At 39.7% G+C, this 26,600-nt stretch carries 24 protein-coding genes and 1 pseudogene; 10 read left to right on the top strand and 15 right to left on the bottom strand.

The genetic code is table 11. The features are described 5' to 3' along the window. Positions 1-20 precede the first annotated feature (20 nt). The 6 genes from QS39_RS05520 to rpsO all read right to left on the bottom strand — a co-directional run bounded on the left by QS39_RS05520 (position 21) and on the right by rpsO (position 5,443). Positions 21-713, bottom strand: coding sequence for an alpha/beta hydrolase-fold protein (locus tag QS39_RS05520; protein ID WP_077804858.1), 693 nt, complete (start codon positions 711-713; stop codon positions 21-23). Further along, positions 694-1,704, bottom strand: coding sequence for an ABC transporter substrate-binding protein (locus QS39_RS05515; RefSeq protein WP_077804857.1), 1,011 nt, complete (start codon positions 1,702-1,704; stop codon positions 694-696). The genes QS39_RS05520 and QS39_RS05515 overlap by 20 nt, the downstream gene beginning before the upstream one ends. Before the next feature lie 19 nt (positions 1,705-1,723). Further along, positions 1,724-2,479, bottom strand: a complete 756-nt coding sequence (locus tag QS39_RS05510) for an ABC transporter ATP-binding protein (protein ID WP_077804856.1) — start codon at positions 2,477-2,479, stop codon at positions 1,724-1,726. 1 nt (position 2,480) lies between these two features. Beyond that, positions 2,481-3,527 (bottom strand): FecCD family ABC transporter permease, encoded by a 1,047-nt coding sequence (locus QS39_RS05505; protein WP_077804855.1) that lies wholly within the window; start codon positions 3,525-3,527, stop codon positions 2,481-2,483. 235 nt (positions 3,528-3,762) lie between these two features. Next, positions 3,763-4,383, bottom strand: a complete 621-nt coding sequence (locus QS39_RS05500) for a CadD family cadmium resistance transporter (protein WP_000531711.1) — start codon at positions 4,381-4,383, stop codon at positions 3,763-3,765. Between the two features lie 790 nt (positions 4,384-5,173). Then, complete coding sequence (gene rpsO, locus QS39_RS05495; protein ID WP_001018251.1) at positions 5,174-5,443, bottom strand: 30S ribosomal protein S15; 270 nt, start codon at positions 5,441-5,443, stop codon at positions 5,174-5,176. Positions 5,444-5,645: 202 nt separating this feature from the next. On the opposite strand from rpsO, the pseudogene QS39_RS11290 reads away from it, so the two are divergent. Both QS39_RS11290 and thrS read left to right on the top strand, forming a co-directional pair. Then, positions 5,646-6,018 (top strand): annotated as a pseudogene (locus QS39_RS11290) (hypothetical protein). 322 nt (positions 6,019-6,340) lie between these two features. Beyond that, positions 6,341-8,284, top strand: a complete 1,944-nt coding sequence (gene thrS, locus QS39_RS05485; RefSeq protein ID WP_000608345.1) for a threonine--tRNA ligase — start codon at positions 6,341-6,343, stop codon at positions 8,282-8,284. 167 nt (positions 8,285-8,451) lie between these two features. Here thrS and QS39_RS05480 read toward each other — a convergent pair whose 3' ends face one another. From QS39_RS05480 to QS39_RS05465, 4 genes are all read right to left on the bottom strand, one after another. Continuing rightward, positions 8,452-9,501, bottom strand: coding sequence for a DUF389 domain-containing protein (locus QS39_RS05480; protein WP_077804853.1), 1,050 nt, complete (start codon positions 9,499-9,501; stop codon positions 8,452-8,454). A 293-nt stretch (positions 9,502-9,794) separates the two neighbouring features. Beyond that, a complete protein-coding gene (locus QS39_RS05475) occupies positions 9,795-11,306 on the bottom strand; it encodes an ATP-binding cassette domain-containing protein (RefSeq protein WP_077804852.1) in 1,512 nt (503 codons plus the stop codon). Between the two features lie 904 nt (positions 11,307-12,210). Beyond that, complete coding sequence (locus QS39_RS05470; RefSeq protein ID WP_077804851.1) at positions 12,211-13,185, bottom strand: sensor histidine kinase; 975 nt, start codon at positions 13,183-13,185, stop codon at positions 12,211-12,213. Next, positions 13,178-13,855, bottom strand: coding sequence for a response regulator transcription factor (locus QS39_RS05465; protein WP_000548991.1), 678 nt, complete (start codon positions 13,853-13,855; stop codon positions 13,178-13,180). Before QS39_RS05465 ends, QS39_RS05470 begins: the two co-directional genes overlap by 8 nt. Before the next feature lie 408 nt (positions 13,856-14,263). Between QS39_RS05465 and QS39_RS05460 the strand changes: the two genes are divergently transcribed. From QS39_RS05460 to QS39_RS05450, 3 genes are all read left to right on the top strand, one after another. Continuing rightward, the gene (locus tag QS39_RS05460; RefSeq protein ID WP_142761244.1) at positions 14,264-14,833 is read left to right on the top strand and encodes a TetR/AcrR family transcriptional regulator; all 570 of its coding nucleotides are present in this window, start codon (positions 14,264-14,266) and stop codon (positions 14,831-14,833) included. Between the two features lie 88 nt (positions 14,834-14,921). Continuing rightward, positions 14,922-15,698 carry a ferredoxin reductase domain-containing protein gene (locus tag QS39_RS05455; RefSeq protein ID WP_077804850.1) on the top strand — a complete coding sequence of 259 codons (777 nt, stop codon included), beginning with the start codon at positions 14,922-14,924 and terminating at the stop codon, positions 15,696-15,698. A 123-nt stretch (positions 15,699-15,821) separates the two neighbouring features. After that, positions 15,822-16,895 (top strand): DUF2974 domain-containing protein, encoded by a 1,074-nt coding sequence (locus QS39_RS05450; RefSeq protein ID WP_077804849.1) that lies wholly within the window; start codon positions 15,822-15,824, stop codon positions 16,893-16,895. An 87-nt stretch (positions 16,896-16,982) separates the two neighbouring features. On the opposite strand, the gene QS39_RS05445 is transcribed toward QS39_RS05450, so the two are convergent. The 3 genes from QS39_RS05445 to QS39_RS05435 form a co-directional block, all read right to left on the bottom strand. Next, positions 16,983-18,002 (bottom strand): YdcF family protein, encoded by a 1,020-nt coding sequence (locus tag QS39_RS05445; RefSeq protein WP_077804848.1) that lies wholly within the window; start codon positions 18,000-18,002, stop codon positions 16,983-16,985. 68 nt (positions 18,003-18,070) lie between these two features. Next, entirely contained in the window at positions 18,071-18,508 is a 438-nt protein-coding gene (locus tag QS39_RS05440) for an Rrf2 family transcriptional regulator (protein WP_001166790.1), read from the bottom strand. Positions 18,509-18,583: 75 nt separating this feature from the next. Continuing rightward, on the bottom strand, positions 18,584-19,426 hold the full coding sequence (locus QS39_RS05435) for a metallophosphoesterase family protein (protein WP_180375009.1): 843 nt from the start codon (positions 19,424-19,426) through the stop codon (positions 18,584-18,586). Positions 19,427-19,537: 111 nt separating this feature from the next. Here QS39_RS05435 and QS39_RS05430 point away from each other — a divergent pair, with 111 nt between their 5' ends. The 4 genes from QS39_RS05430 (at position 19,538) to QS39_RS05410 (ending at position 21,984) form a co-directional block, all read left to right on the top strand. Then, positions 19,538-20,188, top strand: a complete 651-nt coding sequence (locus tag QS39_RS05430; protein WP_077804846.1) for a metal-dependent transcriptional regulator — start codon at positions 19,538-19,540, stop codon at positions 20,186-20,188. Between the two features lie 120 nt (positions 20,189-20,308). Next, entirely contained in the window at positions 20,309-21,016 is a 708-nt protein-coding gene (locus QS39_RS05420; RefSeq protein ID WP_180375008.1) for a nicotinamide mononucleotide transporter, read from the top strand. A gap of 122 nt (positions 21,017-21,138) precedes the next feature. Further along, entirely contained in the window at positions 21,139-21,552 is a 414-nt protein-coding gene (locus QS39_RS11285; protein ID WP_077804845.1) for a hypothetical protein, read from the top strand. An 18-nt stretch (positions 21,553-21,570) separates the two neighbouring features. Further along, positions 21,571-21,984 (top strand): hypothetical protein, encoded by a 414-nt coding sequence (locus QS39_RS05410; RefSeq protein WP_077804844.1) that lies wholly within the window; start codon positions 21,571-21,573, stop codon positions 21,982-21,984. A 38-nt stretch (positions 21,985-22,022) separates the two neighbouring features. Here QS39_RS05410 and dtd read toward each other — a convergent pair whose 3' ends face one another. Together dtd and QS39_RS05400 are read right to left on the bottom strand one after the other, a co-directional pair. Then, on the bottom strand, positions 22,023-22,466 hold the full coding sequence (dtd, locus tag QS39_RS05405) for a D-aminoacyl-tRNA deacylase (protein WP_000691419.1): 444 nt from the start codon (positions 22,464-22,466) through the stop codon (positions 22,023-22,025). Positions 22,467-22,495: 29 nt separating this feature from the next. Continuing rightward, positions 22,496-24,718: a RelA/SpoT family protein gene (locus QS39_RS05400; RefSeq protein WP_077804843.1), complete on the bottom strand. Its 2,223-nt coding sequence runs from the start codon at positions 24,716-24,718 to the stop codon at positions 22,496-22,498. A 326-nt stretch (positions 24,719-25,044) separates the two neighbouring features. Here QS39_RS05400 and QS39_RS05395 point away from each other — a divergent pair, with 326 nt between their 5' ends. After that, positions 25,045-26,466: an N-acetylmuramoyl-L-alanine amidase gene (locus QS39_RS05395; RefSeq protein ID WP_077804842.1), complete on the top strand. Its 1,422-nt coding sequence runs from the start codon at positions 25,045-25,047 to the stop codon at positions 26,464-26,466. Positions 26,467-26,600 lie beyond the last annotated feature (134 nt).

The raw sequence follows: 26,600 nt of genomic DNA, 5'->3' as shown, positions 1-26,600 counted from the left end.
AAAGCCAAGGGATAAATCTGTTATTCGATTTTCCATTTTTGGGCCAACCAGCTGGAAAAGGCTAGAAATCGCTCATCCACTTGTTCATGGTGCCCATAAGGGTCAAAGACAAACTGACCGTTCGGATACCATTTCTGAAGACTGGTATGGATCTGCTCAGCACAGACTGGTGCTTGAGCCAAGCGATTAGTATGGTGTGCTCCTTCTGTTTGACCATTCTGTAAATACAGCAAACAGTCTAGATTTTTCACTGCCTCTGCCTTGCAGTAAGCCACAAAATCAGGATACCAAAAGGAACCACAGATCGAAAAGACACAGGAAACCTTGTCAAAGCTGAAAAGACTGTAGATTGCCGCCAAACCACCTAGTGAATAACCTCCATAAGCAAGACGAGTTTCGTCCAGGCGATAAAGCGACTGCAGCTTGTCTAAAAGACCTCCAAATAAATGATCATGATAGACCTTGGCCTGACCTCCAAAATCTGGAGCTCCATCTCTCAGAGTAGCTGCCTTCCAAGGAGTGTAGTCATCTAGGCGATTTTTAGAGGTCAAGCCCACTAAAATCACAGATTCGGAAAGGGACGATAGGAAGTCCAAGTTTCCATCATTCAATAAAATAGCCGGATAGGTTTGATTGGGGTCGTAGTTAGAAGGAAGGCTGATTTTGACTTGAATTTCTTCCCAATTAAACTCATTATTTATTGATAAAGTCATTGATTTTCTCAAGGGAATCAATCACTGCTGGACCATAGTCCATCAATTCATCGTAAGAGATAGTCATGATTTTTTGATTCTTAATAGCAGGAACACCTTCCAAAACAGCATTTGCCTTTATCAACTCTACTGCTTTTTCATCCAATTTTTTATTGCGGTCGCTGGTTACATAGATAATCAATTCAGGATCCATTGACACGAGGTTTTCCAAGGTCAAGCCTGATGTCCCCGTAGCAACGTTGGTATAACCAAGTTGGTTCAGCAAACTTTCTTGCAAAGCAGACTTGTAGGCACCGAAGGTTTGATCATTATAAGCAACCATAATCAAAGCCTTTTTCTTTTCACCTTGGCTTGCTGGGTTTGCTTTCTTAACAGCGTCAATTTTAGTTTGTAATTGGGCTGCGTATTCATTAGCCTTGTCCTGAACATTAAAAATCATTCCCAGATTTTTGACATCTTCTACAATATTTCCCAAATCTTGCTGAATTGTTGAGAGAGAAGCTTTTTGCGTATAGACTGGGATTTTATTTTCATTCCAAGCGTTAACTGTCCCCAAAGATTTTTCAGAAAACATCATGTTTCGACCCATCACAGCGTCTGGCTCATAAGAAAGTACTGTCTCTTGTGAGACTGTTTTTTTATCCCCAATTTGAGGAATAGTCGCAATCGCGTCCTTGTATTTGTCCGTCACAGCATTGTCAGGGTTAAGCATGCCAACAATTTTATCCTTCAACCCCAACTCCAATAAGATTTCAGTGGTTGAAAGATTGTTGGTGATAACTTTTTCAGGTGCCTTGTCAAAGACTTGTTCGACTTCATTTCCCTTAGCATCATAAGTTTTGATAGTTAGCGGATAAGTCGTCTCTGCGTTAGCCTTTTGACTTGTCTCTGTGCTAGATTGTGTGGTAGCTTTTTCTGTAGTAGTGTTACCACAAGCTGCCAAAGTTAAGGTAGCTACTGTTACGAGTAAAATACTGAGTGTTTTTTTCATCTTGTTTTCCTTTTCATTCTTATAAATAGTGAATCATGGCTTGATGATCCTCGGTCCAAGTCACCTGACTTTGAACTCCGTATACAGTTTGCAATGACTCAGGGGTGATGGTCTCCTTTGGAGTCCCTTGGTAAAGGATTTCCCCCTCTTTCATCAGATAGAGATAATCCGAATAGCGACAAGCAAGTTGAATATCATGTAGGACAGCTAGAACATTGACCTTGAGACTCTTCACAATGGCCAGCAAGTCTAGCTGATACTTGATATCCAAGTGATTGGTTGGCTCGTCCAGGAGCAAGAGAGTTGGTTCTTGCGCCAAGGCGCGAGCTAACAAAACTCGCTGTTTCTCTCCCCCTGACAGAGACGAATAGAGACGAGTTTTCTTCTCGAGCATATCCACCTTGACAAGAGCATCTTGAACGAGAACATAATCTCTTTCCTTTTCCTTCTGTAAAAAAGAGAGGTGGGGAGTTCTTCCCAGCAAGACGATTTCCTCAACTGTACAATCAAACTGCAATTGATTAAACTGAGTGACAACTGCCATTTGCTTGGCTGTTTCTTTGAGTGACCAATGTTCCAGTGGCTTTCCATCTAGGCTTATCAAGCCTTTGTCCGCCTTTTCCTGACGATAGAGGAGTTTAAGTAGGCTGGTTTTTCCACTTCCATTTGGCCCTAATATCGTGTGAAATTGATGCCCTTCAACCTTAAGAGAGACTCCTTTGAGGATTTTTTTCTCTCCTAGTCCAAAATGGATATCCTGACAAATCAAGTCCATATCAGACCCTCACCTCCCTTCGCCTACCTCCAACAATGTAGATAAAGAAGGGAGCACCTACTAAGGCTGTGAAAATACCAATTGGAAGCTCTGCGTTTGGAATGATGATACGGGAGAGTACGTCTGCCCAGATGACAAAGAGGGCACCTAGCAAGGTTGCAACAGGAAAAAGCCTCTTGTAATTCGTTCCTACTAACCCTCGAGCTAAATGTGGAGTAATCAGACCGACAAATCCAATAATCCCACAGGTTGCCACTAATACTGCTGTTAGCACAGCCACCATGGTCACATAAAGATACCAATAAAAGCGTAAGGGAATCCCCAAAGTTAAAGCAGCCTCATCTCCCATCATCATCGCATTGAAAACACGATACTGAGTAGAGAAAAATAGAAAGGCTATTCCTACTACTATAGTTGGCAGGAGCAAGTCTGCCCAGGAAGTCCCAGCGAGCGACCCCATGGTCCAAAACTTAATGGTCATCACACTGTCCGCATTAGCGCCAACTGAGATAATAAAGTTTGAAAAAGCCAGAAAGAGAGCGTTGACCACCGTTCCTGATAAGATCAGACTGGAAGTCGTCATCCTTCCCTGCATAGAGGCAATGATGAGGACAGCAATTGTTGCTAAAATAGCTCCAAGAAAAGCTCCAAGGCTAATCATCACTTTTAAACCAAGAATGATGCTCAAGGTTGCTCCTAGAGTTGCACCCGCAGATATTCCTAAGACATAAGGCTCAGCGATGGGATTGTTCACTGTAGACTGCATCACACTACCACACATAGAAAGTCCTGCTCCTACTATCAGACCTAACAATACTCGAGGGAATCTCATGTTCCATACAATGGCAAGAGTAGACTTGGAAACCTCTCCTATCTCAAGAGGAAATCCCAACCTGCTCAAAATAATCCGATAGGTATCTCCTAGTTCAATCGCAACAGATCCCATTGAAACTGCTAGAAAGAGAGAAATCACTAAAATACCTAGCAAAATAACTAAAAGTAACACAAATTGCTGGTCTTGTCGGCTTCCAGAAAATTTGGAAAGCATGCAAACCTCCTTTGATAGAATCTTAAAAATTTAGAAAATTCTCATGAAAAAGTATACCATATTTTCAACAATGGAACAAGATGAGAACAAATGAATATAGTTGATTTTATTGTTCTAGGAACCGTAACCGAAGATTATACTTGAGTATATCGAGGTAAGGTGCCAACGCAAAAAGCCCTCTGAAGTCAGAGAGCTGATTTGAGCTCGGGCTAAAATCCTAGTGAAACAAAAAAATCTACACGGTCAGAAAAGTCTCTATCGTGCCATTTTCATACATGATGTATAGTCCAAGTAGAATGAATACTAAGGGCACAATGATTCGCTCGTATTTTTCAATTGTCTCGAATATTAAGGGAATAGAGGATAACACCCGACTAATCTCGCATAAGATAATTATGCCGATTACAAACACAAGCAAGGCCACGAGGGTCTGTGACCAATCTAACGAAGCAAAATAAGGTATATAGATACCTAAATTATCTCCGCCAGACGCAATTGTCAGCAATGTAACTGTCCAAAACAGTTGATTTGCCTTGCTTTGTTCTAATCTTTCAATAATTTCTTCCTCTTCTTCCTCTTCTTCCTCACCTTCTCCAATAATTGCAAAGCGAATCCCTAAATAGATAGGGATTAAACCAAGCAATCCAACCATCCATTCTTCAGGCACGAAATTAACGACATAAGCAGCAACTAAACTCGCCCCTACAAGTAAGCCTGTGCCTAGATATTGCCCCGCATAAATATGCCATTTTTGTTTATTCTGTGATAGCTGTGCAAATAAAATAAATAAAATAATTAAATAATCGATACTGGTGGAAATATAAACACCAATAGCAGATATGATTGTCTGTCCCATAAAAAACCTCCTGTATTGGTCAGTAATAAATCAGCAGATTTTAGGAGAGCACAGACACATTAATTTAGCTATCGCTAGTGGGTAATGTCGAACATAGGAAAGCATTTTACTCCTCCTCAAAACGTAGTTACAAAGTAATTTCTAACTGGAATTCGGTGACTACTTCCATGTAAAGTATAAACATACTATACTTTACTTCGTAAAGTGTGGGCTCTCCGAGGGGGCTTGCAGACAGCTACTCGGCTTTTCAAGCCGAGTAGCTACGCACCTTTATGGTGTAATTAGCTGATACCATTTGAGGTTTTTGTAGTCTCCAAAATTGTGACCGATAAAACCTCAATAAAAAAGCCCTCTGAAAATCAGAGAGCTGATTTGAGCCCGGGCTAAAATCCTAATGAAAAAGATGAAACTCCTTGTGTTCATCGAACACGGTGTCGTTTCCCTATTTTCATACGGATTTCTTACGCCCTTAGCATCATGATTCTTGCTGGATAAAACGTTTATAGACTAGACGGCGAGGAGAAGATTGTACAAAATTTTTAGTGAAACAAAAAAATCTCCCCGAAGGGAGATCATTCTGGTTTATTTTACCTTACAGTGCTAGGAACCGTAACCGAAGATAATACTTGAGCATACCAAGGTAATGTGACAACGTAAAAAGCCCTCTGAAAATCAAAGAGCTCCAGTCTTGCTGGATAAACCGTTTATAGACTAGGCGACGAGGCGAAGATTGTACTAATGGTACATCGAGCCGAAGCCAACGAAGTATAGAAACGGTTTAGACGCAAGATTAGCGACGAAGTCCTAGAGAGTTGATTAACTCACGGTAACGGTTAACGTCGTTTTTACGCAAGTATGCAAGCAAGTTACGACGGCGACCGATTTTTTTCATCAATCCACGGTAAGTAGCGTGGTCTTTTTTGTGTTGTTTGATGTGTTCGTTAAGGTGGTTGATTTCCCAAGTAAGGACAGCAACTTGAACCTCTACTGAACCTGTATCACCTTCGTGACGTGCATATTGTGCAATGATTTCATTTTTTTTCTCTTTTGAGATTGCCATGATGTTTCTCCTTTTTATTTGGCTTCATCCGAGTGACAGGTTGGCATGCCTGTAACCAAGAAGAAGTTATTTGTCTTTACGACAATCCCTATTCTACCAATAACTAACTTCTTTGTCAACAGATTTACTTTCTTGTTTTAAACATGCTATAATGATTATAACAAGAAATCTAAGTTGTCTGTTTTTAAACGAGGTGATTATCATGCCTAGATTCTATTCCCATCTCCCCTACTATCTGGTCATATTTTTCTTTTATTGGCCACTTTATCAGTTGTTATCACTAATTATTTCTGACCCCCTTTTGCTCAAGAGTCTCTACGTAAATAATATTCTCTTCTTTACACCTCTGGTAATCTTGATTGTATCGCTAATCTATAGCTACCGTTTCCGTTTCTCACTTTGGTGGTTAATTGGTAACGGACTGCTCTTTTGCTTTACTATCATAACTTTTGGTGAGTTTATACTAATTTACTTGCTAATCTATGAAACAGTTGCTCTGGTGGGCATGGCTTCCGGTATTGGCATCAAGCATATTCTACAAAAATGAAAAACAAAAACTTTCACAAAATCCTTGAAAAATCTCACAATCATGCTATAATAATCCATAGAGACAAGTCACTTAGTCCCTTTCTACTAGAGAGTGCGTGGTTGCTGAGAACGCATAGAAAGACTATACTGATACTACTCTACTGACTTTTATGAAAACATAAAACGGTGGCCACGTTAGAGCCAATCAGAGGTGTCCCTCTTTTTTGAGGAACATAAATGAAGGTGGAACCACGTTGCGACGTCCTTTCGAGGATGTCGCTTTTTGTTTTTCTATCTTTCACAATCCTCTGTCCCTGTTTTCAGAATAGGGTTAACACATTCGTCAATAATATAAGTAAGGAGAACATCATGATTAACATTACTTTCCCAGATGGCGCTGTTCGTGAATTCGAATCTGGCGTTACAACTTTTGAAATTGCCCAATCTATCAGCAATTCCCTAGCTAAAAAAGCCTTGGCTGGTAAATTCAACGGCAAACTCATCGACACTACTCGTGCTATCACTGAAGATGGAAGCATCGAAATCGTGACACCTGATCACGAAGATGCCCTTCCAATCTTGCGTCACTCAGCTGCTCACTTGTTCGCCCAAGCAGCTCGTCGTCTTTTCCCAGACATTCACTTGGGAGTTGGTCCAGCCATCGAAGACGGCTTCTACTACGATACAGACAACACAGCTGGTCAAATCTCTAACGAAGACCTTCCTCGTATCGAAGAAGAAATGCAAAAAATCGTCAAAGAAAACTTCCCATCAATCCGTGAAGAAGTTACTAAAGACGAGGCACGTGAAATCTTCAAGAACGACCCTTACAAATTAGAATTGATTGAAGAACACTCAGAAGACGAAGGTGGTTTGACTATCTATCGTCAGGGTGAATATGTAGACCTTTGCCGTGGCCCTCACGTCCCATCAACAGGCCGCATCCAAATCTTCCACCTTCTCCATGTAGCAGGTGCTTACTGGCGTGGAAATAGCGACAACGCTATGATGCAACGTATCTATGGTACAGCTTGGTTCGACAAGAAAGACTTGAAAAACTACCTTCAAATGCGTGAAGAAGCTAAGGAACGTGACCACCGTAAACTTGGTAAAGAGCTTGATCTCTTCATGATTTCTCAAGAGGTTGGTCAAGGACTTCCATTCTGGTTGCCAAATGGTGCGACTATTCGTCGTGAATTGGAACGCTACATCGTAGACAAGGAGTTGGCTTCTGGCTACCAACACGTTTACACTCCACCACTTGCTTCTGTTGAACTTTACAAGACTTCTGGTCACTGGGATCATTACCAAGAAGACATGTTCCCAACTATGGACATGGGTGACGGGGAAGAATTTGTCCTTCGTCCGATGAACTGTCCGCACCACATCCAAGTCTTCAAACACCATGTTCACTCATACCGTGAGTTGCCAATCCGTATCGCTGAAATCGGTATGATGCACCGTTATGAAAAATCTGGTGCCCTTACTGGTCTTCAACGTGTACGTGAAATGTCACTCAACGACGGTCACCTCTTTGTGACTCCAGAACAAATCCAAGAAGAATTCCAACGTGCCCTTCAGTTGATTATCGATGTTTATGAAGATTTCAACTTGACTGAATACCGCTTCCGCCTCTCTCTTCGTGACCCTCAAGATACTCATAAGTACTTTGACAACGATGAGATGTGGGAAAATGCCCAAACTATGCTTCGTGCAGCCCTTGATGAAATGGGCGTGGACTACTTTGAAGCCGAAGGTGAAGCAGCCTTCTACGGACCAAAATTGGATATTCAAGTTAAGACCGCTCTTGGAAAAGAAGAAACTCTTTCTACTATCCAACTTGACTTCTTGCTTCCAGAACGCTTCGACCTTAAATATATCGGAGCTGATGGTGAAGAGCACCGTCCAGTTATGATCCACCGTGGAGTTATCTCAACTATGGAACGCTTCACCGCTATCTTGATTGAGAACTACAAGGGTGCCTTCCCAACATGGCTTGCACCACACCAAGTAACTCTCATCCCAGTATCTAACGAAAAACACGTTGACTACGCATGGGAAGTAGCTAAAAAACTCCGTGACCGCGGTGTCCGTGCAGATGTAGATGAGCGCAATGAAAAAATGCAGTTCAAGATCCGTGCTTCACAAACAAGCAAGATTCCTTACCAATTAATCGTTGGGGACAAGGAAATGGAAGACGGAACAGTCAACGTTCGTCGCTACGGCCAAAAAGAAACACAAACTGTCTCAGTAGATGATTTTGTTCAAGCTATCCTAGCTGATATCGCCAACAAATCACGCGTTGAGAAATAAAACAATCACAGTCTGAGAAACATTTTTCAGAGCCAGAAAAAGCAACAACTATTTCAGCTGTTGCTTTTTTATATTTTATTTGACCTGAGCTAGTAGTGATTGGTCAAACCACCACAAATGATATCCTCCCAAGATTTGCTTTCATGAGTTAGATAAGGTCAATATCCTCAATCCTTGTCTGCTTCATTTTCTTTTACGAGATCTTTTTGTGAATCTTTTTCAGAGAGTTTTTGATCGATATACTTGTTAATGGTTTCATAAAATTCCTTGGTCGTCTCACCGTCTAATTTTGTCGAATTATGGACTTGATTGACTTTCAATTGAACAGATTGAATACCGTAAGAGGCTTGTTTTTGGTGGAGCGTTTCTAATTCTTCTTCCGAAATCGGATCTCCAACAACCGTCAAGACCAATTCATTGTTCCTTGACTTGTAGACTTGATTGATGACCGTATGATTGGCGAACTCTTTTCCTACAAACTGTTTGATTCCTTCTTTTCGCGCTTGATCTATCGTCAGAGTGACTGCTGAATAACTAGCTGGAAGAATCAATAATACAATCAAGGATATCAACCCAATTCTCATTTTAATATTTAGCTCTTTAAATGAACTTAAGGGAGATTTTCTCATCAAAATTCTTGTTCCAACAATGTTGATTAGCATGATAAAAACACAGTTGATCAAGAAAAGATAGAGAGCTCCAAATAAAAATCGTACATTTCCATTAGCTAAACCGTAACCTGCAGTACAGATAGGTGGCATCAGAGCTGTTGCAATGGCTACTCCTGGCACGATATTGTTTGCTTCTTTTTTCCTTGAACCAATGACGCCTGCTATCCCACCAGCAATAGCAATAAGAACATCCCAAATGGTTGGAGAGGTTCGTGCAATCAATTCGCTACTTTCATAAGATAAGGGAGAAATCCAGAAATACAGAGCCGAGACAAGCAAGCTGACCAATACTTGGGTAAATAAAACCTCTAGAGATTGCTTGATTAAACGCGTATCAAAAATAGCTAAACCAAACCCCAGTCCAACAATCGGTGTCATAAGAGGGGAAATCAGCATAGCTCCAATAATGACAGCTGTTGAATTCATATTTAGTCCGATAGAGGCAATAAAAATCGCACACATCAAAATCACTGTATCTCTTAATCGAACATGAAGATCATCATATAATTTCTCACGGTATTCACGTGTTGAATAGTTTCCGGTCATTGGTTACTCCTTCTATTTCATATAATCTTGTTTCTGCATGGATGATGGTAGAGAGACTTCTATCCAATCTTATATATTTTTCTTCTCACCTGTAATTCTGTTGAACATTATCTTTTAAATATCCGTCAGTCCATCCTTAACATTATATCAAAAATTTTACAGTCTTTCTCCGAAGAAATCTATCAATTGAATAGATAGATGAAGCAAGAAATTTTTGTTTCCTTATCCGAAGAAGGAAAAACGGTATCTCCTCTGAACTCCTGATAATATGCGTTTTATTCTCTATAATTTAGCTATTTCAAAATTACAAGTTCTCCATTCTTAATTTCCCAAACTTGGTCAAACTTACTTAATAATTCGTTTTGGCGATGTAAAGTAACAATGACGGCACTTGGTAGTTCCAGAACTCTTTCCAATTCCATTTTAAACTGATTAGTATCCAAGGCAGAGAAAGGTTCGTCTAGGATAAGCAATGGATTTTTACGATTTTTCTCACGATTTAAATACATTCGTTGTTGCTGACCACCTGACAGGGATTGTGGTGGAATTTTTTCAAAATCTTCTTCTCTGAATTTTTCATTGAAACTATTGAATAGCGTTACATTATTTTCATAACTCGAAATAAATGTATGTTCTTGTTGCAGAATCATACCGAATCTTCCCCAAAGATGGTCCAAAACAAGCCCATCTAGCACAATTTGTCCTTCAAAATCTTCATCTGTTCCATTTAAAATGTTGAGAAGACTACTTTTTCCAGACCCATTCTCACCAATAAGCGCAATTTTATCTCCTTTTTGAATCGTAGCGGAAGTAATTATCAATTTTGATTCTCCCAGTTGTTTGGAAATGTTTTTCAAAGTAATCGTATCAAAAGAATGTTGAGGTGCTTGAACTGAAACGGATCTCCCAACAATGTTTTGAAAACTCTTGATTACAGGCTTTACGGACTCTAACATTTGTAAATCATAAAGGATTTCCTGTATTGGTTCAGAAAAAGCATTAATATATCCGAAACTCGCCACCACCTCAGGAATACCGAGTTGCTGGTGAGATAGAGAGTAGGCTAAGTAAATAAACAGAACAAGACTAATGAATTCAAAAGAAACACCTGTCAATAAGATGCCTGTAATTTTTGTCAAACCATACTTAAAATACTTATCCTGCAAATTCTTTAGAGAACTCTTTTGTTGATTCAAAAAATGCGACATAGTTAGTTTATTTACCAAATGATGTCCCATGAGCAAATCCTCCAAAGTTCGATAGTAATCTCCTTGTTTTTTCAAGTAAACCTGTCTACGATTAGCGGTCAACTTCCCAACGATTTTAGGAATTTGAATACTAATTCCAGTGGAAAAGATTAAAATCAGTGATACAATAGGATTAATTGTTCTGCTAATAATGAAAGCGTAAATGATGATACGTAAAATTTGTTTGATAAAACTCATCAATGGAGGAAGGTAATCCTTTTCCAACGAATCTAGGTCATTAGATTGATAGGAAATATACTCTGCTACTGTTTTCTGCTTGAAATCGTGGTGACTGAGTCCCAGAAGTGAACGAAACCACTCATTTTTCAAAGTAGTCGAAAAGATAATCCCCTGCTTCCAATCAAGTATCATTTGGATATAGTTACAACTCAAATAGCCTGCCACTGACATAGAGTAACCATATAGAGCTACTTGATAATCCCCTTTGATTAATGCCTGCGTGAAATACGGTAACAAAGCTGTGCAGATATTCGATACTACACCAAAAAGAAAATTAAAGAAGAGATACCATCTAATAGTTTTAAGATATGGTAGCATATACAATACTCCTTGCTAATGCGTTTTTTTACATATCGCAGAACAATCTCTACTATTCCCTATTTCAGATAGTGCGATACTCGGACATTGAGTGCAATAATTGTAAATCACACAAGTACTGCCGTTTTTACTATCATTCAAAATATAATTTGCTATTTTGTAAAATATAGGTCTATCCCATGTTTCTTTGATAGATGTAAAATGAATATTTCCAATACTTCTATTGAAAGTAAGCTTTTTCATCTTTTTCTAACGATTTAGGCTATTTCGTGACACACCCACAATCCGTGAAAATTCTGGTTATATCAGATTATGTGATTTTCGTAAGAATTTTATATTGTCTCCAATCATGGCAGTCTCCTTTTACTTGATAAAACTATTATAACATTTAGAAATTAAAAACTGGTTCAAAATCAATAGAATGTGTGTATTCGATACATTCAATAAATTCTTGGAAACAGTTCTACACCAGTTACACAAATCTATATACACCTATCTCATTCAAAATAAAAAGAAAGCTGCAGTTCTTTTAATCCTGTATCAACGATTCATTCTGAAATCGAATAGGAGACATTTCCCAAGTCTACAATTCACTTCATCTCAAATTAATTTTTGTAATTCACCCTTAGTTTATAGATTTTATACTCAACAAAAGTATAAAGCATACAAAACTTCACTTTGAACCAATATTTATACTATAGTAGATTGAAATAAGATATGAACAAACCTATCAGGAAAGTCAAATTAATTTCTAGAAATGTTTTAGCAGTCATAATGTACTATTCTAGCTTCAATATACTTTATATTCCGTATTAAAAATTCTATTATTGGTTTTGTAAAAAACAGTCTTCAAATATCCTGAAATATAGCAAAAAGAGATTGGGTAAAAACTCATTGTCTCTTCTCACTCAAGGACTAAGTTCACTTGAGTAAACTGAATCCGCACTATCGTTCCTTTTCCAACCTCAGACTCAATACGAATCTGGTGACCCAGTTCTTCAGAAATTTTCTTAGAGAGGTAGAGGCCAAGGCCAGAGGACTGTTGGGTCAAACGGCCATTGTATCCTGAGAAACCACGTTCAAAGACTCGGAGGACATCACTGTTTTTTATCCCGATTCCCGTATCCTTGATACAAAGCTCTTGCCCCTCCATATAAATCTCCAGACCACCTTCCTTGGTGTACTTGAGACTGTTTGAGATGATTTGCTCAATAACCACTAGCAGCCACTTTTTATCCGTCACGATTTCTTTATCAAGGTCATGTAGATTGACATTTAAGCCTTTTTGAATAAAGAAAAGAGCATATTTACGAATTATTTCCTTAACCAAGTCCTCGATTTGAACCTGCTTTAAGACCAAATCATCATGAAAACTTTCTAAACGCAGGTACTGTAAGACTAGATTGGTATAGGAGTCAATCTTGAAAATTTCCTGTTCTAATTGCTGCTTCAGTTGGCGGTCGGCTACTTCTGCAACTAAGAGTTGACTGGCTGCAATGGGGGTCTTAATCTGATGGACCCACAAGGTATAGTAATCCAGCAAATCCGTCAGTTTTCTTTCTGAATCTGACCTCTGCTGATAGAGTTCCATCTCTCGCGCTTCTAATTTTTCAGCCAAAACTCTTTCCAATGGAGATTTGGCTTCCCTCTCCCCGTAGAGAATTTCCTGGCGATAGACCTGCATTTCTACCAATATGTCCCAAGCGAAAAATAAGATGGTTACAAAGCAACACAGCAGGAAAAAGTAGAGAAAGTAAGTTCCCAAACTGGCAAATAAAAACTGAAAAAGCAAAACTAGAAATGCCAAAGCAAGTAGATAGACAAAAAGACGACTACGGGAGCGCAGATAGGCCAGAAAAAATTGTTTCCAATCAAGCATGCTTCAGTCCGTACCCTATTCCTTTCTTGGTCTCGATAAATCCTACCAAGCCCTGCTCTTCCAATTTTTTACGCAAACGAGCTACATTGACAGAGAGGGTATTATCATCAATGAAAAAGTCACTGTTCCAAAGTTCCCGCATCAAGTCATCACGCGCTACGATATTGCCTGCATGCTCAAACAAAACGCGTAAAATCTGGAATTCGTTCTTGGTCAAGTTCAAGACTTGCCCTTGATAATGTAAATCCATTGATTTGGTATTGAGGATAACACCGGCATATTCCAGTAAACTCTCGTCACGCCCAAACTCATAGGAACGACGCAACAAGCCCTGAACCTTGGCTAAAAGAACCTGCTGGTCAAAAGGCTTGGTCACAAAGTCATCCGCCCCCATATTGATTGCCATGACAATATCCATAGCCTGGTCTCTCGAAGACAGAAACATGATGGGTACCTTGGAAATCTTGCGAATTTCCTGACACCAGTGATAGCCATTAAACAAAGGCAGTCCAATATCCATGAGGACCAGATGAGGTTCCGACTGAACAAATAGACTCAAAACTTCCATAAAATCTTCTACCAGGACCACTTCAAATCCCCATTCAGAGAGCATTTTTCCGACTTGTTGACGAATAACCTGATCATCTTCTACTAATAAAATCTTGTGCATCTGATTCTCCTTTGCTAATTTTAGGAGTCTTAAATCCTTTAGTATAAATAGAGGGCTTAGTATCTAATATTTTTTTGACATTTCCTTGTCACAACAACTCAAAAACAGATAGTGAATAACCCCATTGATATCATACCTTATTTTCAGACATAGTGCCAGCACTACCCATTTATTTTTAATTTTTTCAACCCTCATTTCAGTTCTTTTATACATCCCCTTAACCAAAATTTATATCTATTCTTCCAAACCTTGAGTGTAGTTAAAACGACACTCTATACTCTTCTAACATTGAAAAGCTCCTTATCAAGTGGTATCCGTAAAAAGTTCTAGCTTTCAGATTGACAATCTGAAAAAGATTTGTTAAGATATGAATGAACAATATATAATATTCATTCAGAAAAGAGGTGAATCAAATTGGACAAAAAACAGGCTTTGAAATCCGCAGCTTATGAAGTTTTTTCAAAAAAAGGATACAAGGCGACAGGAATTTCAGAAATTGCTAGACAAGCTCATATGGCAGTCGGATCTTTTTATAACTATTACGAAAGTAAAGAGGCTATTTTTTTAGATATCTATATTGATGAAAACAACCGTGTTCGCCAAACTATGATCGAAGAACTGGATTGGGAAATTGATATGATTGATCTTATTAGTCAACTCTTTGCTCAATCCAGAGCACTCGTTTCTTCCAATAAAATCCTTGCAGAATGGTACAATCCTGCCATAGCAGATGAGTTGCATAGCTACTATTCCTCAGAAGAAGGGAAAGTCACGAATCCATTTCATCAATTTCTCGTGAAAACCTTTACTCATCGTTTGCAGGCTGTAGGCCATTCTCCAGAAAAAATTCAAGATATTTTACAAGTTTACAACCTATTTTACTACATGGATATGCATATCACAGAAAATGATTTTCCAGATATTAGCAAAACTGTAGAAATACTAGCAACCAACTTCATTAAAGGAATACTGAAATAAAGAAATCTTTTCTTTATTTTTTGGAAATTATTGAATGAAAAAAATTTTTATTCATTCATAGAAAATTACTACACTATAGGAGTTAAAAATGAAACGAGGGAAAAAAATGTTCATAATTATTCTAACTACACTTGGAGTGCTCGGCTTTATATCTTGGGGAATCATTACCTATCTTGGACGAAGTCAAACTTTATCGATAAAATCCATTGAAAATCCCAGCGGAGATTTGTATTTAGTTCACATCACAAAACCAAAAAATCAAATATGGAAAGCTGGCTCCTATGCTCAGTTTAAGCTTCCTGACAGTTCGTTTGGTCTAGACAAAAGTCCAGTAAAGGAGGATCAGGCTAGCCGATGGCTAACCCTTGCTTCCACTCCTGATGAGGATGAAATTCTTATTGTAACCCATAATAGTGGTAGCGTGTTTAAGGAAACCTTAACACATTTACCAGCTGGTAGTAAAATTGAGATGAGTTGGCTGGAGTCATCTTTATCTGTTAAAGACAATGACCAAGCACTGGTTTGTTTTGCCTCTGATGTCGGTATTTCTACTCTACGTCCAGTTGTGAAAGAGTGGGCTGGTAAGCGCTCCATCATTCTTAATCATTTAGACAAAGGAGTAAACATTTTTAATAATGAGTTAAGAGAGCTAAGTAAGAATAATCCAAATCTAACTTATAAAACTAGCGAAATCTTTTCTCAAAGCCAAGCATTTTTAAAAAATGCGGTTGTGAAATACGGTAACCAAGCTATTTATCTCTTAACCGGCCAACCTGATGATATAAATGAGATGAAAAATTTCTTAAAAGAGAATGGGATTGACGACAAACAGATACAAACAAGTATGTTTAGAGGTTTGAAATAAAAGCAAACTGTCTTCTATGTGTATGAATCATACCATTATAGGTCAGTATGTAGAGAGCTCGTACAAACCAACTAGTAAATTATATGTGATTGTGATAAGATAAATAAAAAGAAAGGAGTTCTTATGACCAATATTTTTGACTACCTGAAAGATGTCGCACACGATTCCTTTTACGATCTTCCTTTAAATGAGTTAGACATTCTAGCCTTAACAGAAATCCCCTACCTCTCCTTTGATAATTTGGTCTCCACAACTCCTATGCGACTTTTAGACCTGGCACCTCAGGTCCCAAGAGAATCTAACATGTTGACCAGCAAAAATCGCCTCCAGCTATTAGATGAACTAGCTCAACACAAGCGCTTCAAAAATTGCAAACTCTCCCATTTTATTAATGACATCGACCCTGAACTGCAAAAACAATTTGCGGCTATGATCTACCGCCTCACTCTCGACACCTATCTGATTGTCTTTCGTGGGACAGATGACAGTATCATTGGCTGGAAGGAAGATTTCCACCTAACCTATATGAAGGAAATTCCTGCTCAAAAGCACGCCCTTCGCTATTTAAACAACTTTCTTGTCCAACATCCTAAGCAAAAGGTCATTCTGGCTGGGCATTCCAAGGGAGGAAATCTAGCCATCTATGCTGCTAGTCAAATTGAGCAAAGCTTGCAAAATCAAATCACAGCAGTTTATACCTTTGATGCGCCTGGCCTCCACAAAGAACTGACACAAACTGAGGGCTATCAAGGGATAATGGATAGAACCAAGGTCTTCATCCCTCAAGGCTCCATTATCGGTATGATGATGGAAATCCCTAACCAGCAAATCATCGTGCACAGTACTGCCTTAGGTGGTATCGCCCAGCACGATACCTTTAGTTGGCAGATTGAGGACAAGCACTTCGTCCAGCTGGATAAGACCAACAGTGATAGCCAACAAGTTGACACAACCTTCAAGGAATGGGTGGCAACAGTCCCTGACGAGGAACTCCAACTTTACTTCGACCTCTTCTTTGGCACCATTCTTGATTCTGGTATTACTTCTATCAATGACTTGTCTTCCTTAAAGGCGCTTGAACACATTCATCATCTCTTTATCCAAGCGCAATCCCTCACTCCAGAAGAAAGGAAAACTATGGGTCGCCTCACTCAATTATTGATTGATACCCGTTACCAAGCCTGGAAAAATAGATAGTACTCTTGAAAATCAAATGTATACAAAACAAAAGACCTAGAATACATACTTTTATGTGCATTCTAGGTCTTTTTAAATAGAATCTGACTACCAAATAACCCCTTTATAGGCTATCAAAATGAGGACTGATAGCAGGATATAAAAGGCAAGGAAAAGCCATTTCATCTTGACACAGAGCGCTACGTACTCCCGAATAAAAGCAGATGGTATGTAGTAGCATGCCGTCCTACATCCGAGGCCATCTCCCTTCATTTTTAACTTACGAGCATAAGTACTAGTTCTAAAAACATGATAATCATTTGTTACAAAGAGAAATTGAGGTTTGTCTACCAGTTTCTCGCCAAGTTCCTTAGAAAAGAGAAGGTTCTCGTAGGTAGTCCTTGATTGATCCTCCAGAATAATCGCATCTTGGGGAACATCTGTCTCTTCAAGCAGATAGTTTGTAATTGCCTGCGCTTCAGAAATCTTCTCATCTCCTCCTTTTCCACCGCTGGCAATAATTTTTATGTTAGAATTCTTAGACTTGTGGTAAGCTTCTACGGCCTTATCAATTCTCCTCTTCAGCAAAGGTGTTACCTTTTCTCCGTCTAACAAACCTGCACCATGAATGATAATAAAATCATAATACTTCTTCTTAGGAATAAAGAGATACAAGATAGAGTACAGCATAAAACCCGTAAAAGCAAAGCCAAAAATAAAATAAGAGTAGAAAATGAATACAAATAAAATGTTTAGAAAGTGATTGGTATAAAATAATTCATTTTGACCTCCCAATCGAAATGAAATCAAGGCAAAAAATAGCAAAATGACTATTCCAAGGAGCATGGAGAGATAATTAGCCTTTGAACGTCCCTCTCGCTTCAGCAGGATAAGGCCATTATAGATTAAAAAGATGCCACTTAGAAAAATCAGTATCGGAAGTAAAATAAAGGGAAATATAAAAAAAGCGAAATGAATCTTCTCATACCCATTTTGATAAAAAAGGTAGCCTAGATAAAAATAACTGGAAATGAGGGATAATAAGAATAATACTGGATTCCACAAACTTCTATTATCCTTCCAAAATGACACTATAAAGGCTAATACAATTCCTATAACGAGATACATTTCTTCCTCCTTTAATGATTCTATTTTATCACAATTTTACATAGAGAAAAAGAGGGCATCTATCCCTCTCAATCCTTCATCTGACTCTCTGCATCGGCCACGACTTGCTCTAGACTGGTCTGACCAAGTTCAGTCTCCATGGCCAGCTGAATTCTCTCCAATTTTTGATCCAAAACCTCATGAATATGAGCTCCAACTGGACAATTTGGATTCGGATTGTCATGGAAACTGAAGAGTTGACCTGTCTTACCAAGACATTCGACCGCCTGATAAACATCTAATAGACTAATGTCCTTAAGATCCTTGACAATCTCTGTCCCACCTGTTCCACGCGCTACTGAAATCAGCTCTGCCTTCTTCAACTGGGACAAGGTCTTTCTGATAATGACAGGATTGACCCCGACACTAGCAGCCAGAAAATCACTGGTCACCTTGCTTTCCTTCCCCTCGAGAGCGATAATAATCAGCATATGAGTCGCAATGGTAAATCTACTTGGAATTTGCATCCTCTTCTCCTTTTTACGAGGCTAGCCTGCCTCTACTCTTCTTTTTCTTTTATTATACCCTTTTTAGTTGTAATGTCAATCATTACCACCCTTCAACCAGGCATCTAACTCCCTATCATAACCCTCTTTCTGGGCCAATTCTCTCAGAAATTCCTGATGATGAGTATGGTGGATACCATTGACCAGACTTTCATAGTAAACCTCAAAATAGGGAAGTTTCAGATCTTTAGCCAGCTGCAATTCAGCTGCCACATCGTAGTCTACCCGTCGGAAGTTCATATCTACCAAGCCCTTGTCATCAAACTCCAAAATCATATACTGGGCCCGCAAGTCCTTCCGCAACTGGGCATCTAGAAAGAAAGGTTGCCCAATCGAACCTGGATTGACAATCAATTGTCCACCAGTCCCGTAACGAAGTAACTGCTGGTGAATATGACCATAAACAGCAATATCACAGGACGGATTGGTCACCAAGCGGTCAAAATCCTCTTGCGACCCAGTATGAATCAACTCACGCCCCCAGTTCTTATCAGGCAGATGATGGCTAATTCCCACCGTCAAATCCCCAAACTGACGATGAAGCTGGAGGGGTTGATTGTGGAGCAGTTCGATTTCTTCTAGGGAAATTTCCTCTAAAACATACTGGCACTGGCGCAAGAGATAGCGTTGACTGGGACGAGTACTATCCAATTCCTTACGGACACCATGCCACAGACTGTCTTCCCAGTTTCCCAAAACTCTAGCCGTAATCGGTAGTTGAGCCAACAAGTCCAAAATCCTTCTACGTCCTGTCCCTGGCATGAGAATATCTCCCAAAAGCCAGTATTCATCCACTCCTAGCTGCCGAGCATCTGCCAAAACAGCCTCCAAGGCGGTGGTATTTCCATGAATATCTGAAAGAAGAGCTATTTTCGTCATATCCATCTCCTCGTTTTTTCTCTTGCAATAAGTATAACATAAAAAGTCATAGCTAGAGAAATCTAGCTTTTTTTGATATACTAGATAGAGATATTAGACAAGAGGAAACGAATGACCCCGAATAAAGAAGATTATCTAAAGTGTATTTACGAAATTGGCATAGACCTGCATAAAATCACCAACAAGGAAATTGCGGCTCGCATGCAAGTCTCTCCCCCTGCCGTAACTGAAATGATTAAACGGATGAAAAGTGAAAATCTCATCCTCAAGGACAAGGAATGTGGCTATCTACTGACTGATCTCGGACTCAAACTGGTCTCTGAGCTCTATCGTAAACACCGCTTGATTGAAGTTTTTCTAGTTCATCATTTAGACTATACGAGTGACCAGATTCATGAGGAAGCTGAGGTCTTGGAGCATACTGTCTCTGACCTTTTCGTGGAAAGACTGGATAAATTGCTAGGTTTCCCTAAAACCTGCCCCCACGGAGGAACCATTCCTGCCAAGGGAGAACTCCTTGTTGAAATCAATAACCTGCCACTAGCTGACATCAAGGAAGCTGGCTCCTATCGACTAACTCGGGTGCACGATAGTTTTGACATTCTCAGTTATCTGGACAAGCACTCACTTCACATCGGTGATTCGCTCCAAGTCAAGCAGTTTGATGGCTTCAGCAATACCTTCACTATCCTCAGTAAAGACGAGGACTTACAAGTAAGTATGGACATCGCAAAACAACTCTATGTCGAAAAAATCAACTAATTTCTCAAGTCCCCTACCAACCCTGAAAGTTTGATTTTCAGGGTTTTATTTTTATCATTTGATTTTGCTTTCATTTAGTTGTAGAATATTTGTTAAAAAAAAAGAAAGATAGTTTAACCTATGAAAAAATCACTAAAAATTTTTGCGACATCTAAATGGTTTGACCTCTTTGGAGTTGCTCTGGTCGTTGGGATTGCGATTGCATCTGGTTACCTCAACTCCCGTCTCGACAAATTCGTAGACTGGGGCCCATGGACAGCTCTTGTACCCTTTGGATTGATTTCCGTAACCAATGTTGGGATTTCCATGTTGTCCACTCGTTTCACGGGAAAATTAAGCAAATGGGGAAATTATTTTGGTATTGTTAATACCATTTTGTCCGGTGCTATTGATTATATCCTTGGAAATAAGGCGGCTATTATCACCTATCCCGTCACCTTCCTCATTTATACCTTTGCTATTAAGAAATGGGAAGCTTCGCAAGAAGGCAGACCCAACCAAATGAGCCAAAAACAGCTAAAATTGGCGGCCATCATCATTTCAATCATCGCCTTCCTCTTTGCCTTTGTGACAAACTATATCGGCTATGGAGGCAAGATGAATCTCCTTGCATATGTAACAACCATTGCCTTTGCACTATCCCTCATTGCCAATGCTTTGAACGCATTGAAACTAACAACTCAGTGGGGCTTTTGGTTGATTTACAATTTCGTTCAGCTGACAAAGGCTGGCATTCAAGGAAACTTTGCCAATATCGGTAAATACATCTTTTATATCCTCAATGCAATCGGAGCTTTATTTGTATGGAATGATGAAGAAGTAAAATAATAGAAGGAAACTCAAATAAAGAAATCTAATAGAATCTCCTTACTAAAATTTTTTATCATTTTACTTGTAACTCCCATTCTTTTGGAGTAGAATAAAGCTAGATAAAAGAGGGAGGTCATCTTATGAAAAATCTCTTTAGAATCCATTTTGCAGCCATCGTAGTCAGCGATTTGCTACTGTTAGTAACTTTCAGACCCCGATACGAACTTTCTTTGGAGAGAGGCCTGATTTTTTGCTTCATTTTCATCCTTGCTCAAGGACTCCTGCTATTTCGCTTGGTCAATCGACTCAAAAAACATTTCTCTGAGATTTATCTTCAGATGAACAAAAAAATTCGCCTTTACTACTTAGAGATTCTCTCCGCCGACCTACTATTATTTGTCTTTTTAGCCATCACTGGCCCTCAACATTTTTACTCTCTTACTCCAGTCTTTACTTCCTGTCATTCTACTTTTTATTATATAACGGCTAGCCACCTGAGAGAAAACTATCCAGACTTTTACGATAAACACATCTCTTTGTGGGAGTGTCTCTAGTGAAAAGGAGGTTTTATCATGAAAAACATCATCTACATCAAAACCATTGAGCTCCTTGTCATTGATGGAATTATGCTGGCATTTTTGACATTTAAAGAGGGACTTACTTGGGATTGGATTTTGATTTATAGTGGTTGGTTCATTTTCTTTCATCCTGTGCTATTGACCTATCTTTCAAACCAGCTTTGTGACCATTTTAGTCAACTCTATTCCCAGATTAGACCGAGATTCTGGCGCTTTGCCTTACAAATTCTCCTATGGGATATCCTGATGATTCTCTCCTTGATATGTTTAAGTCGCATCCCACTTTTCCTTCAGGGTACCCTCCTCATCCTAGGCCATCTCATCCCTTCCTATCGCATAAGCCAAAGCCTGAAAAAAGACTTCCCAAAAGCCTATCGGGAACCGATTTCTTTTTGGAGCATTTTATGATAGATGAGAAAAACCAAGCCGGCTGGGCTTGGTCTTTCTTATCTATTTTTAGTATCTAGGATAATGGTAACTGGTCCGTCATTAACCAGCTCAACCTGCATATCCGCTCCAAAGATGCCTGTCTGAACGGGTACTTCTTGCGCTAATTTTTGATTGAAAGCATCATAGAAGTCTGACGCCATATCAGGCTTGGCTGCACCTGTAAAGGCTGGACGATTGCCTTTCTTAGTATCCGCAAAGAGGGTAAACTGAGAAATAGAGAGGATTTCTCCTTCAATATCTTTGACAGACAGGTTCATCTTGCCTTCTGCGTCTGAAAAAATCCGCATGTTGACAAGCTTTCTCACAGCATAGTCCAAATCTTCCTCTTGGTCCTCTGGTCCAACACCAACCAGCAATAAGAGTCCCTGATTGATTTTTCCCTGAACCTGACCTTCGATACTCACTTGAGCTTTTTTAACTCGTTGGATAATGATTTTCATAATAGCCTTTCTAGTAAGAACTAGGACAATTAGCCGTTGGTCCGTTTGACAGAATAAACCTCTGGCACGCTCTTGATCTTGTCCACAACCGTAGTCAGCGTCGAGAGGTTGGCAATGCCGAAGGACACATGGATATTAGCAAATTTCATATCCTTGGTTGGTTGAGCGTTGACTGTTGAGATATTCTTGGTTGTGTTTGAAAGAACTTGCAGTACATCATTTAACAGTCCTGTACGGTTGAGGCCGTAAATATCGATATGGGCCATATACTCCTTATTTGAGCTAGAGTACTGGTCTTCCCACTCCACATCAAGGAGACGTTGCTCGTAGTTTTCTTGGGCACGCAGGTTCATACAGTCCACACGGTGAATAGCCACACCACGCCCCTTGGTAATGTAGCCGACAATATCGTCACCAGGCACTGGATTACAACACTTGGCAATCCGCACGAGGAGTCCAGAAGCACCTTCAATGACTACACCACCCTCATGCTTGACCTTGATGGTTTCTTTATTTTCAACCTTGACCTCGCCACCTTTGACAAGTTCTTCTGCTTCAGCCTTGGCCTTGGCACGTTCTTCCTCACGGCGTTCCTTTTCAGTCAGACGGTTAAAGACGGTAATAGCACCGATTTCTCCAAAACCAATGGCCGCAAAAAGGGATTCTTCTGTCTTGTAGCTGGTCTTTTGCAGAACTTGGTCCATATGACGCTTGTCCATGAATTTATTAGCCACATAGCCGTTTTCTTGGAACTGGGCCATCAGCATCTCACGACCCTTGTTGACAGACAATTCCTTATCTTGATTTTTAAAGAATTGACGAATCTTGTTGCGCGCCTTGCTGGTCTTGACCATGTTGAGCCAGTCACGGCTCGGCCCAAAGGAGTTGGGGTTAGTGACAATTTCAACCTGATCCCCTGTTTTGAGCTTAGTTGTCAGTGGAACCATACGACCATTGACCTTGGCACCAGTTGCTTTTTCACCGACCTTGGTATGGATTTCGTAGGCAAAGTCAATCGGTCCTGAATCTTTTGGAAGAGAACGAACCGCACCATCTGGAGTAAAGACGTAAATCTCCTCAGCCAGATAGTTTTCCTTAACTGAATCCACAAATTCCTTGGCATCATCAGCCTGATCTTGGAGCTCCATCATCTCCTTGATCCAGTTCATCCCAATAGCCGATTCCTTGCTGTTGACCTGCCCCTTAACGCCTTTCTTATAAGCCCAGTGAGCCGCAACCCCGTACTCAGCCACCTCGTGCATGGCTTTAGTTCGAATTTGGAATTCGATCGGCCCTTTTGGCCCATAGACAGTCGTATGGATAGACTGGTAACCATTGGCCTTGCGGTTAGCGATATAGTCTTTGAAACGACCAGGCATGGGTTTCCAAAGTTCATGCACATAACCCAACATGGCATAAACATCACTTTGGGTATCTAAAATACAGCGAATAGCAATCAGGTCATAGATTTCCTCAAACCGTTTTCTCTTATCCTGCATTTTGCGGAAAATCGAGTAAATATGCTTGGGACGACCGTAAATTTTCCCTTTTAAGTGACGATCCGTCGTATACTCCTCTAATTTTGTGACCACCTCATCCACCAAGGCTTCACGCTCTCTGCGCTTTTCCTTCATCATATGGGTAATCTTGTAAAACTCCGTTGGATTGAGATAACGGAAAGATAGGTCTTCCAATTCCCATTTGACACTGGAAATCCCCAGACGGTGAGCAAGTGGGGCATAGATTTCCATAGTTTCTTTGGAAATACGCTCCTGCTTGTCTTTTCGAAGGTGTTTAAGCGTCCGCATATTATGCAAACGGTCAGACAGTTTGACCAAGATAACGCGGATGTCCTCAGACATGGCCATGAGCATCTTGCGATGATTTTCTGCCAACTGCTCTTCGTGAGACTTGTACTTGACCTTACCGAGCTTGGTAACCCCATCTACGATTACCCGCACATCAGGACCAAACTCTCTTTCCAAATCATCCAAGGTCGCATCTGTATCTTCCACCACATCATGCAAGAAACCACAAGCTACTGTTACAGCATCCAGCTTGAGTTTGGCTAAAATACCTGCCACTTGGATGGGGTGAATGATATAAGGCTCGCCTGATTTGCGATACTGGCCACTGTGGCATTCAACCGCATAGACCAAGGCCTTATGGACAAAATGGACATCCTCTTCCGTTAAATATTCTTTAGTTAAAGCGACAACTTCTTCGCCTGTTAAATTCACTTCTTTTGGCATCTCTACTCTCCAATTCTTCCTACCATTTTATCACTTTTTTAAGAATATGAAAACTAGAAAAAGAGGATTCTAAAGCTTATTCAGTTTGTTAGGAAGGAGGATAAAATAAGATTCACACTAAAACAACAAATTTATCTAGTTCTTCATCTAACTTTGTTTTGATATTGGCTGCGTTAAAAGTTAGTAAAATGAAAATACTTTCTTCTTTTTCAATAAGAAAAGATTTGATATTTTGGTAATTTTCTAACTTTTTTAGTGTATAATGGTAATATGAACAGTTTTTACGATAATTACTGAAATTTCATCTCTCTAGAAAGGTATCTCACATGAAATCACACAAAAGACTGACACTTTTAGCTTTGGCTATTCTTGGCTTATCAAACCAAGTCGTTTTGGCTGATGACACAAGTCATTCTACTACTGCCCCCATAACTAGTTCAACTAATAGTTCAATAAATACTTCCACTAGCAGTTCTCAAGCTAGTACTGAAACTTCGTCAAGTACAGCTGACTCAAGTGAGAAAGAAAGTAAACCATCTCTTTCTACGAAAACCAAGCCCAATCAACCTCTACAGACCGGCTGGGTAAAAGAGGGGAGCAAGTGGACTTTTTATAGTCATACTGGGGTCAAATTTACAGATACTCTCTATGATGGTTATCTCTTTGATAGTCATGGCTATTTGCTTGAAAATAGCTGGTATCAAATGGGAAATAATTGGTACTATATCAATGGATCAGGTAAATATTTAACCAACCAATGGAGCCAAATCAATGGCAAGTGGTATGTTTTTGATGGCTACGGTAGAATGTTGGCCAATGTCTGGAAAGGCGATTACTACCTCAAATCCAGCGGTGCTATGGCAGATAAGGAATGGGTCTACGACCAAAACTACTCTAGTTGGTTTTATCTCAAAGCTGGTGGACGCTATGCCCAAAAACAATGGATTGGTTCCTACTACCTCAAATCTGGTGGCTACATGGCCCATAAGGAATGGATTTACGACCCAGACTATCAAGCTTGGTACTATCTTAAGGACGATGGTGTGTATGTCACAGGAACCTATGCAGTCGATGGTAAAAATCAGCTTTTCCAAGGAAACGGAAAATGGCTTCGTGAAGTGGCACCAGGTTTCCAAAAAGGACACTACTCAAAAACAATCTTTTTAGATCCAGGACATGGTGGCCGTGATTCTGGTGCTTATTATTATGGCATAGCTGAAAAAGAATTGAACCTACAAGTTTATCGTAAGCTGCGTAAACAACTAGAAGGACTTGGCTATACTGTTCTCGCTTCTCGAGATAACGATGTAGATGTTGATTTTATTACCGAACGTTCTCGTATGGTAAACAAGACTAATGCTGACTTTTTCATCAGCCTTCATTTCAACGCTACCGGAAATGATACTACTGTTAATTTAGGTATACAAACCTATTCTTACAAGGAAGAACCTGGCTTCCCTAGCAAGATTAACAAGGATTGGCATAATAATCCTGAACGGATAAGTGAAAGTAACCGTCTTGCTGCCGATATCCATTCTTCACTGTTAGCTGAAACTGGAGCCAGAGATGCCGGACTTTTGCAAGCAACCTTTGCTGTTCTACGTGAAACAGCTAAACCAGCTGTTTTACTAGAGATGGGATATATGGATAATCCAGAAGAAAACAAAAAAATCCGTAGTAGTGAATACCAAGATAAACTAGTTGAAGGGATTGTCAAGGGAATCCAAAAATATTACGCAGGAAATTAAAGCAGTTTAAGCCTCGAATTCATTCGGGGTTTATTTTTCTTATCCAAACCTCATCATTATTTCTAGAACTATTTCCTTTTTCAGCTTATTCTTCCCAACTGTGCTATACTTAATTTAGTACATTCTTTGAGATT

The organism is Streptococcus mitis (genome assembly GCF_002005545.1).
Classification (GTDB): Bacteria; Bacillota; Bacilli; order Lactobacillales; family Streptococcaceae; genus Streptococcus; species Streptococcus mitis_I.
Note: the sequence above shows the minus strand (reverse complement) of the source record. Positions and strands in the feature narration are given on the sequence as shown.

Coding starts and splice junctions, on each gene's coding strand:
- rpsO (WP_001018251.1), bottom strand. CDS start 5,443: ATGGCAATCTCAAAAGAGAAAAAAAATGAAATCATTGCACAATATGCA.
- QS39_RS05465 (WP_000548991.1), bottom strand. CDS start 13,855: ATGCACAAGATTTTATTAGTAGAAGATGATCAGGTTATTCGTCAACAA.
- QS39_RS05520 (WP_077804858.1), bottom strand. CDS start 713: ATGACTTTATCAATAAATAATGAGTTTAATTGGGAAGAAATTCAAGTC.
- QS39_RS05505 (WP_077804855.1), bottom strand. CDS start 3,527: ATGCTTTCCAAATTTTCTGGAAGCCGACAAGACCAGCAATTTGTGTTA.
- QS39_RS05510 (WP_077804856.1), bottom strand. CDS start 2,479: ATGGACTTGATTTGTCAGGATATCCATTTTGGACTAGGAGAGAAAAAA.
- QS39_RS05410 (WP_077804844.1), top strand. CDS start 21,571: ATGAAAAACATCATCTACATCAAAACCATTGAGCTCCTTGTCATTGAT.
- QS39_RS05440 (WP_001166790.1), bottom strand. CDS start 18,508: ATGCAAATTCCAAGTAGATTTACCATTGCGACTCATATGCTGATTATT.
- dtd (WP_000691419.1), bottom strand. CDS start 22,466: ATGAAAATCATTATCCAACGAGTTAAAAAAGCTCAAGTGAGTATCGAA.
- QS39_RS05500 (WP_000531711.1), bottom strand. CDS start 4,383: ATGGGACAGACAATCATATCTGCTATTGGTGTTTATATTTCCACCAGT.
- thrS (WP_000608345.1), top strand. CDS start 6,341: ATGATTAACATTACTTTCCCAGATGGCGCTGTTCGTGAATTCGAATCT.
- QS39_RS05480 (WP_077804853.1), bottom strand. CDS start 9,501: ATGACCGGAAACTATTCAACACGTGAATACCGTGAGAAATTATATGAT.
- QS39_RS05455 (WP_077804850.1), top strand. CDS start 14,922: ATGAAACGAGGGAAAAAAATGTTCATAATTATTCTAACTACACTTGGA.
- QS39_RS05400 (WP_077804843.1), bottom strand. CDS start 24,718: ATGCCAAAAGAAGTGAATTTAACAGGCGAAGAAGTTGTCGCTTTAACT.
- QS39_RS05470 (WP_077804851.1), bottom strand. CDS start 13,185: ATGCTTGATTGGAAACAATTTTTTCTGGCCTATCTGCGCTCCCGTAGT.
- QS39_RS05435 (WP_180375009.1), bottom strand. CDS start 19,426: ATGACGAAAATAGCTCTTCTTTCAGATATTCATGGAAATACCACCGCC.
- QS39_RS05395 (WP_077804842.1), top strand. CDS start 25,045: ATGAAATCACACAAAAGACTGACACTTTTAGCTTTGGCTATTCTTGGC.
- QS39_RS05420 (WP_180375008.1), top strand. CDS start 20,309: ATGAAAAAATCACTAAAAATTTTTGCGACATCTAAATGGTTTGACCTC.
- QS39_RS05430 (WP_077804846.1), top strand. CDS start 19,538: ATGACCCCGAATAAAGAAGATTATCTAAAGTGTATTTACGAAATTGGC.
- QS39_RS05515 (WP_077804857.1), bottom strand. CDS start 1,704: ATGAAAAAAACACTCAGTATTTTACTCGTAACAGTAGCTACCTTAACT.
- QS39_RS05445 (WP_077804848.1), bottom strand. CDS start 18,002: ATGTATCTCGTTATAGGAATTGTATTAGCCTTTATAGTGTCATTTTGG.
- QS39_RS05450 (WP_077804849.1), top strand. CDS start 15,822: ATGACCAATATTTTTGACTACCTGAAAGATGTCGCACACGATTCCTTT.
- QS39_RS05475 (WP_077804852.1), bottom strand. CDS start 11,306: ATGCTACCATATCTTAAAACTATTAGATGGTATCTCTTCTTTAATTTT.
- QS39_RS11285 (WP_077804845.1), top strand. CDS start 21,139: ATGAAAAATCTCTTTAGAATCCATTTTGCAGCCATCGTAGTCAGCGAT.